At 62.0% G+C, this 3,111-nt stretch carries 2 protein-coding genes and 2 pseudogenes; 2 read left to right on the plus strand and 2 right to left on the minus strand.

Annotated elements, in window-relative coordinates; translation table 11 throughout:
• Nucleotides 1–397, minus strand: a pseudogene (locus tag EN935_RS28750) (GNAT family N-acetyltransferase); the annotation flags it as partial.
• A gap of 65 nt (nucleotides 398–462) precedes the next feature.
• Nucleotides 463–1,458, minus strand: a complete 996-nt coding sequence (locus EN935_RS28755) for a sterol desaturase family protein (protein ID WP_164757529.1) — start codon at nucleotides 1,456–1,458, stop codon at nucleotides 463–465.
• Between the two features lie 334 nt (nucleotides 1,459–1,792).
• Here EN935_RS28755 and EN935_RS28760 point away from each other — a divergent pair, with 334 nt between their 5' ends.
• Both EN935_RS28760 and EN935_RS28765 read left to right on the plus strand, forming a co-directional pair.
• Complete coding sequence (locus EN935_RS28760; RefSeq protein WP_127262395.1) at nucleotides 1,793–2,557, plus strand: TlyA family RNA methyltransferase; 765 nt, start codon at nucleotides 1,793–1,795, stop codon at nucleotides 2,555–2,557.
• Nucleotides 2,554–3,111 (plus strand): annotated as a pseudogene (locus EN935_RS28765) (class I SAM-dependent RNA methyltransferase); the annotation flags it as partial. The gene EN935_RS28760 and the pseudogene EN935_RS28765, both read left to right, overlap by 4 nt.

The following is a 3,111-nucleotide window of genomic DNA, read 5'->3' on the forward strand; positions in this document are numbered from 1 at the left end:
TACCGCGGCCTGGGGCGGCGGGACCGAGCAGGGCCGGCAATCGGGCATCGGGCAAAAGACGATTCAGATAGACAAGGTCGAAGCCGCCGTCGTCGAGGATGCGTTGCCAGAGCTGCCGCAGGATCTGCGGGTCGCAATCCGGGGCAAGCAGGACATCGCCATAATCGCAGTGGTCCTTCGCCGCCCATTCCAGGACGCGGATACCCGAGCGTCTGAAGGTCGCGAGCGCAATGACGGCCACGAGCCGCTCGTCGCTCCAGACCAACCCGATCCTGAGGCCACGCCGATCCTGATGCGGCGTCGTGCGCCACCACGCCGAGATCCAGTCCGGATGCTGGAAAACGAGGCCGCCGGCGCGTTGCCAGAGCGCCGCCCAGGCGGGCGCGATTTCTGCCACGCGTGCATCCGAAGTTGCGACTTCGATCCGGTGCGTTCGCGGCAGCCGGCACACGACAGGCCCGTTCAAGGCTTGGCCCTTTGCGACGATTGCTGTGGCTCGGGCTTGCCGGTTCGGAAGTGTCTGGCGATCTGCCACCACATCCGCTTCAGCGGCATGATATAGAGCCCTGCGAGCGACTGATAGTCGCGCACGTTGCGTTCGATCAACCCGAATTTGAAGTCCTCGTCGGGTCTGGGAACGCATAGAGTTCCGAAGAGCCGATCCCAGAACGAGAAGAGCAGCCCGAAGTTCTTGTCGTAGTGGCGCGGGTCCGTGCTGTGGTGCAACTGATGCCAGTGCGGGCACAGGATCAGGTTGTTCAGCGGCCCGAACGAGATCTTGAAATGCGTGTGCCTGACGAAATCCATCATCAGGATGTTACGTATGATGTAAACGTTGACGCCGAAGACCGTCAGTTCAACGAGGTTCAGCGACACCAGCGACCAGATGCCAAAGCAGATGCCGGGAATGACACCGTCCCAAGCGCGGTTCATCAATTCGTCGAGCGGGTGGACGCGATCCTTGGTGATGCCGACCATCACCTCAGCCGAATGGTGCACCTTGTGCAGTTCCCAGAGCACCGGATAGCGGTGCTGGGCGACGTGATAGAGATAGTACGAAATGTCGTAGGCGAGCAGCATGGTGATGGTGAAGATCGTCACCGTCACCGGGCCTGCCGGGCCCTCGATCAGGGGCGGCTGGATCGCCAGGAGCGTCGAGAGCAGCCAGTTCGTCGCATAGCCGACGGCGCTGACGAAGACGATGCCGGCAGGCAGCATGAGGAATGGCATGAGGGCCTTCCTCGTCACCCAGAACAAAAGATCGGCCCTTGCCGAGGGATGAGTGATCACCTCGTGCGGGATCGCGAACTCGAAGAATTCCTTCCAGCTCTTTTTCTCGACCGTGCGCCAATAGGCGACGAGGGCGCTGACCAAAGCGGTCAGCAACAGAAGTCCGGTCGCCAGCAGGCCGGCGCCGGAAATCCGATCAAGCACCTTGTAGACGATATCGTTGGCCATTTCCAAGGTTGACGCCTCTTCACCCTGTTTTGCGGGCTGTCGCAGTCATAACATTTAGTCCTCAAGCAAATGCGACGAAAATAGGTTAACGATCCATGAGATTTCTGGAATTCGGGACAGTGGTCTGCAAACGGCGACGCCTCGTGCTTCGGCAACCACCCGTTTCAACGAGTGTAGCGCACGGATTTTCAAAGGATGGAAGCGTGACAGAACTAACCGCCATCGTCTCAAAGCCCAATATTGCTAGGATGATGGTTGGAGTGGGAAACGAATGCCTCCCTCAATGCCCGGTTGGCGCCCTTGCCATCGTCGTCGGCTTTCGCCATGAAGGCCGATGAATTCGCCTCTGCCAGCCAGCACCCGCCAGCGGCTCGACGACCTGCTCGTCCAGCGCGGGCTGTTTGTCAGCCGCTCGCGTGCCCGCGACGCGGTCGAACGCGGCACGGTGACGGTCGACGGTGTCCTTGCCCGCAAGCCCGGCCAGAGTGTTTTGCCGCAATGCCTGATTGCCGTCGATGATCCGGCGCAAGGCTATGTGTCGCGCGCGGCACTCAAGCTGATCGGTGGGCTCGACCATTTCGGCCTCGATCCTGCCGGCTGCGAGGCGCTCGACGTCGGCGCCTCGACCGGCGGCTTTACCCAGGTTCTGCTGGAGCGTGGCGCTGCTCATGTTACCGCGATCGATGTGGGGCATGGTCAGCTGCACCCTGATGTCGGAGGAGATCCGCGTGTGACGGTGATCGAGGGTCTGAACGCCCGCGATCTCACAGCCGCCGATCTTGGCGGTCGTATTCCGGATTTCATCGTATCCGATGTCAGCTTCATTTCGCTGAAACTGGCGATGCCACCGGCGCTTGGCCTTGCGAAGGCTGGCGCCAAGGCCATGTTTCTGGTCAAGCCGCAATTCGAGGCTGGTCGCGAAGCGATCGGCAAGGGTGGTCTGTTGAAAGATCCCTACGACGCCTCCCGTGTCGCCGGCCTGCTGCAGGATTGGCTGGACGCCGTTCCCGGCTGGCGCTCGCTCGGGCTGCATTTGTCGCCGATCGAGGGCGGCGACGGCAATCGCGAATTCCTGCTCGGTGGGATCAAGGACCGATGAGCGCGCGCTTCAGCATCAGGAAACTCGGCGCCCAGGGCGACGGCATCGCCGAGACCGAGACAGGCGATCTGTTCATTCCCTTTACATTGCCCGGCGAAACGGTCACCGCCGCGCGCGAAAGGGATCGCGCCATGCTGATGGCGGTGCTGGAAGCCTCGCAGCTGCGCATCGATCCCGCCTGCCGCCATTTCACCGAATGCGGCGGTTGCGCGCTCCAGCATTTCGAAGCCGAAGCCTATCGCCAGTGGAAACGCGAAAAGGTGGCGCACACCCTGAAGGGCAAAGGCATCGATTGCGCGATCGGCGAACTGGTCGCCTGCGCGCCGCACACGCGGCGACGTGTCGTGCTTGCCGCCCGGCGCACCGATACAGGCATGCTGCTCGGCTTCCATCGCCATTTGTCGCCGGAGATCATCTCGATCGAGGAATGCCCGATCTCGCTGCCGGAGATCGTCGCCGCGCTCGATCGCCTGAAGGCACTCGCCGAATTGGTCTGCGCCACCACCAAATCGTTCCGCATGGCGGTCACTGTGACCGGTTCGGGGCTCGATGTC

Source organism: Mesorhizobium sp. M7D.F.Ca.US.004.03.1.1 (genome assembly GCF_003998635.1).
In the GTDB taxonomy this organism is placed as follows: domain Bacteria; phylum Pseudomonadota; class Alphaproteobacteria; order Rhizobiales; family Rhizobiaceae; genus Mesorhizobium; species Mesorhizobium loti.